Annotated in this window: 6 protein-coding genes and 1 pseudogene; 3 read left to right on the top strand and 4 right to left on the bottom strand. The window is 55.9% G+C overall.

Going from position 1 to position 3,911, the window contains the following annotated elements; all coding sequences use genetic code 11:
* On the top strand, nucleotides 1-243 hold a 243-nt coding region (locus tag AC1DRP_RS35525; RefSeq protein WP_476771010.1), incomplete at its 5' end, for a CBS domain-containing protein.
* A gap of 169 nt (nucleotides 244-412) precedes the next feature.
* Here the strand turns inward: AC1DRP_RS35525 and AC1DRP_RS35520 are convergent.
* Nucleotides 413-886, bottom strand: a complete 474-nt coding sequence (locus tag AC1DRP_RS35520; protein ID WP_476771009.1) for a Ros/MucR family transcriptional regulator — start codon at nucleotides 884-886, stop codon at nucleotides 413-415.
* Between the two features lie 241 nt (nucleotides 887-1,127).
* On the opposite strand from AC1DRP_RS35520, the gene AC1DRP_RS35515 reads away from it, so the two are divergent.
* Nucleotides 1,128-1,334, top strand: coding sequence for a cold-shock protein (locus AC1DRP_RS35515; RefSeq protein WP_476771008.1), 207 nt, complete (start codon nucleotides 1,128-1,130; stop codon nucleotides 1,332-1,334).
* Between the two features lie 66 nt (nucleotides 1,335-1,400).
* Here AC1DRP_RS35515 and AC1DRP_RS35510 read toward each other — a convergent pair whose 3' ends face one another.
* Entirely contained in the window at nucleotides 1,401-1,829 is a 429-nt protein-coding gene (locus AC1DRP_RS35510; RefSeq protein ID WP_476771007.1) for a Ros/MucR family transcriptional regulator, read from the bottom strand.
* A 441-nt stretch (nucleotides 1,830-2,270) separates the two neighbouring features.
* Between AC1DRP_RS35510 and AC1DRP_RS35505 the strand changes: the two genes are divergently transcribed.
* On the top strand, nucleotides 2,271-2,936 hold the full coding sequence (locus AC1DRP_RS35505) for a response regulator (protein ID WP_476771006.1): 666 nt from the start codon (nucleotides 2,271-2,273) through the stop codon (nucleotides 2,934-2,936).
* Between the two features lie 176 nt (nucleotides 2,937-3,112).
* Here AC1DRP_RS35505 and AC1DRP_RS35500 read toward each other — a convergent pair.
* Nucleotides 3,113-3,526 (bottom strand): annotated as a pseudogene (locus AC1DRP_RS35500) (oxygenase MpaB family protein); the annotation flags it as partial.
* Complete coding sequence (locus AC1DRP_RS35495; RefSeq protein ID WP_476771005.1) at nucleotides 3,523-3,699, bottom strand: oxygenase MpaB family protein; 177 nt, start codon at nucleotides 3,697-3,699, stop codon at nucleotides 3,523-3,525. The gene AC1DRP_RS35495 and the pseudogene AC1DRP_RS35500, both read right to left, overlap by 4 nt.
* Nucleotides 3,700-3,911 lie beyond the last annotated feature (212 nt).

Raw genomic sequence — 3,911 nt, 5'->3', positions numbered from 1 at the left:
GGGTTGGCCCTGGTTCGCGACGTGATGACGCGCGATGTCAAATACTGCTTCGAGGATGAGGAGATGGACCACGTCATCCACAATATGGGGGACAACCAAATCCGACGCCTTCCCGTTGTCGATCGCAACAAGCGGCTCGTCGGCGTGGTCTCGCTTGCTGACGGCGCTCTCAAGGACAGCCCGGAAGCCGCCGGAGACGCCCTAACAGACATCGTGGAGCCTGCAGGGCGCCCAGCGGCATAGTCCGCGGCGATTGTGGTCTAACGAGTGGGAGGGCGTGGAGATGCCGCGGCGARGCTGGCCTGCTTGCCTCCTACTACGGCTCAGTTGAAGTCCTGAACCGTAGCGGTCTCTTGCGACCTGGTTGGCGCTCGATACGATTGCCATGTTGGCACAGGATTGGTCTCAGGGCCTAGCCAGCGACCTTCTTGCGCGTAGCTCGCTTCGCACGCACGGGCTTCTCGGGAGCGGCCGCCGGAACCGGCTTGGCCTTGCGCCCCAAGCCAGAAGCCTTTGCGAGCTTCGCCCGAGCTTCCGAATARTTGGGTGCGACCATCGGATAGTCKGRRGGCAGSCCCCATTTYGCGCGATACTGTTCAGGCGTGAGATTGTAGGCCGTGCCCAGATGGCGCCTGAGGGATTTAAATGCCTTGCCATCTTCGAGGCAGATGATGGCGTCCGGCGTGACCGATTTCTTGATCGAAACCGCCGGCACAAGCGCGATAGGTACAGGCGGAGCTTCGGGTTTGGCTCCGAGCTGCGTGAGAGCGGAATGAGTGCTCGAAATTAGCGCAACAAGGTCCGCGGGAGGAACGTTGTTGTGGGCGACGTAGGCCGAAACAACCATTACCGTTAGATCAACTACATTGTCATTTTCTTCGCGCATGGTTCTTCCTTAAATAAAAGCCTGCTTTAACCGCGTACCTGACCTATGTTCTCCCCAAAATGCAATGTTCATTTCGTGGCTGAGCGGTCATCGAACGTGTTCTTTCGATAGCAATCGCGGTTCACGGCTAGATGAAGCAATTCGGAGGAGGAGATGACCGTCATTTACAATGCCGCCTTGCATAATTCGGATTCTACCCTACGCTTTGGTGGGACGCGTCACTAAAGCTATGGAAACCAATATGGCGACTGGAACGGTCAAGTGGTATAACGAAACCAAGGGTTATGGGTTCATTACGCCGGATGCCGGAGGTAAAGATGTCTTCGTCCATGCAACGGCCTTGGAGCGGGCTGGTCTTCGAGGGTTAGCAGAAGGTCAGAAGATTACGTATGACGTTGAAGCGGACCGCCGCAGTGGCAAAGAATCTGCGGCTAATCTTAAGGTCTGAGATATCAAGCCGCCCACATCAGTGGGCGGATTTTCTTTTGACGAATCGTCCAATTTCTAAGGGCCATCATGCAGCCCGCGAGCGCATCCGCCTTTGCTGACCAAGGCCCATCTTCTTGGCAAGTTGCGACCGAGCCTCGGCATAGACTGGGGCTACCATCGGATAGTCCGGGGAAAGGCCCCACATCTTCCGATAGTCGTCGGGAGTAAGATTGTAAGCCGTCCGCAGATGACGCTTGAGACTCTTGAACCTCCGTCCATCATTCAGGCAGATCAGATAATCTGGCGCGATTGATTTCTTTATTGAAACGGCGGGCTCGCGCTTCTCTTCAACGGGAGCGGCAACCTCAGGCGACACCAGCTTCCCTAGCGATTGGTGGACCTTCGCGATCAAGTCCGGCAGTTCAGTTGCGGGCACCGAGTTGTGACTTACGAAAGCCGAAACAATATCCGATGTTAATTCGACGAAATTCGGAGTTCCAGTGTCCTGATCCATGTCTGGTATCCTTCACGCTAAATTTCTGAGCTCTCCACTCGCGTTCTGAGTGACTACGAAAACGAAGAACGATTACGATACATCTCGTGTCGCTAGGTCATAAATTCAATACAGCGATCGGTTCATATTTGCCTTGGGATCAGTCCGAAGTATGGCGGGCTGCTGAGCCGAGACACGCTAGAGGCTTCTGCCCGGAAACTCGCACGGTACACTCGACCGCAGCAGGCAAAACACGAACTCAACGGCTCGGGGCTTCACATCGAGAGCCTTGGACGCCATTCGCTCAGGCTCCGGAAACGCGAATTACACGAATGTCCTAGAGTTAGATCTGATGTTAAGTGATGCCTTTAGAGATATTTCGATTTTCGAAGCATTTACAAAAAGCGGTGGCTACGCAAACATCCGGGTCGGCCTGGGGAGGTAGTACGGGGTTCTAAAACCATGCCGGAGCGTTTGATTGCTATCGTCGACGATCATCCACTGCTGATGGAGGGTATTGGTGCGCTGCTGAAGCGTTGGGGCGGTTTCACCCTCGCCGCGACAGGAAATGTCGCGGACGACATCGTGTCGATCGCCAAAAGCCACCACCCCGATCAGATGATTGTCGATCTCAACATGGCGGGAGATGTTTTTCAGGCAATCTCAGATGCGTTGAAGTTCGCTCCCGAGACGAAGATCATTGTGTTCACAGCCTCGACAAATGCGGATGATGCAATCAGGGCCTTGGATATTGGGGCCAGGGGCTATGTCCTGAAGGGGAGCCCCGGAGAGGATCTCTTCCAGGCTCTAGGGGCGACGCAGCAGGGCGATGTGTATGTTACACCAGCCTTTGCAACCAAGGTAATTGGTGCCTTGCAGGATAAGGCTCTGCAACGACAGAAGGCGATCAGCAACAGACTAAGCGTTCGGGAGGAGCAGATCGTAAAATTGCTCCTACTCGGGAAGAAGAACAGCGAGATCGCCCATGAGTTGTCGCTCAGCGATAAGACCGTCAAGGGCTACATGACCAATTTGATGGCGAAGCTGAACGCCCGCAATCGTCTTGAGGTCGTCATTACGGCTCAGAAGCTGAATGCTGCAGCAGATATTCCGGGCACAAGACGATAGGAAACGTGGCGTCCATGTTGCCGCCAGCGGCTGGATTTGGCGTCACGGTTGCTTGCGAGAATGCGCCATGGCCGACTTGGCCCCTGCTTCAAAGCCCACGCCTTTTGTGATGGCGTGCGCCAGATCGGAGCCAAGGCTCTTCACAGCAAGGACTAACCAAAAAGGGCAATCCAGCCCTAACGATATAGGAAGTAGGGATCGCGGCCCATTCGAATTGAAGCCTGCACTGGAGGTGCAGCGACAATGGGGGTTCGATCGGCAATTCGCCCTACCAGTTTGATGAATCTAAGCTGGAGGTGTGTGAGGCGACGGTGATCCAGTTCCAACGTCTCGCGCAGTTTCGGGGGAATAAGCTCGAAAGAGGCACGGATCATGATGCGTTGTATCGGACGCAAAGGCCTCGCGATGAGCGGCGCGTGCATCATTAAAGCCAGGAATTCTTCAATGACATCCGCGTGCGTCAGCGTGGGCTCGACCTCCGCAAGCATCACGCGCCACGCCTCAAGCGATGCGGGAGCTCCGTTGGCGCCGTAGAGCCGGGCGGCCTCGGCTCCTTCGGTGAAAGCGCGTGAGGAGTCTTCGGGCGTTAGCTGCGCGACAAAGCTGCTGCGCCTGTTCTTCTAAGGCGCTTCACGGGGTCGATGCGGAATGAGCTGTGCCCCCATACCCCCGCTCGTACGGATGGCTCGGCTAATTCGAGGATGACCGCAGCAATGCCTCCTATGAAAAGCGAAACCGGATTCTTGAAAACGCGCCAGGTCACGGAGTCAGGCGAAACGAGCCCAGCCGCTCCGGCAGGCTTAGAGTAATCGAAGGCGAGTTCGGGGTAACCATGCGGCGTAGGCCGCAGTACGGCTATTTCGGGTCGTCCGATCTTGTGAGCAGGTGAGGATTGGCTTTGTAGATTTCGGCGAGGCCTTTGAGCGTCTCGATGCCGAAGTCTGTGAACGCCATGACGCTGTCATCGCCTGGCCC

The organism is Allobosea sp. 01N443 (assembly GCF_056399325.1).
Note: the sequence above shows the minus strand (reverse complement) of the source record. Positions and strands in the feature narration are given on the sequence as shown.

Excerpts from the sequence above, each read along its gene's own strand:
- AC1DRP_RS35515 (WP_476771008.1), top strand. The coding sequence starts at position 1,128 with ATGGCGACTGGAACGGTCAAGTGGTATAACGAAACCAAGGGTTATGGG.
- AC1DRP_RS35510 (WP_476771007.1), bottom strand. The coding sequence starts at position 1,829 with ATGGATCAGGACACTGGAACTCCGAATTTCGTCGAATTAACATCGGAT.
- AC1DRP_RS35505 (WP_476771006.1), top strand. The coding sequence starts at position 2,271 with ATGCCGGAGCGTTTGATTGCTATCGTCGACGATCATCCACTGCTGATG.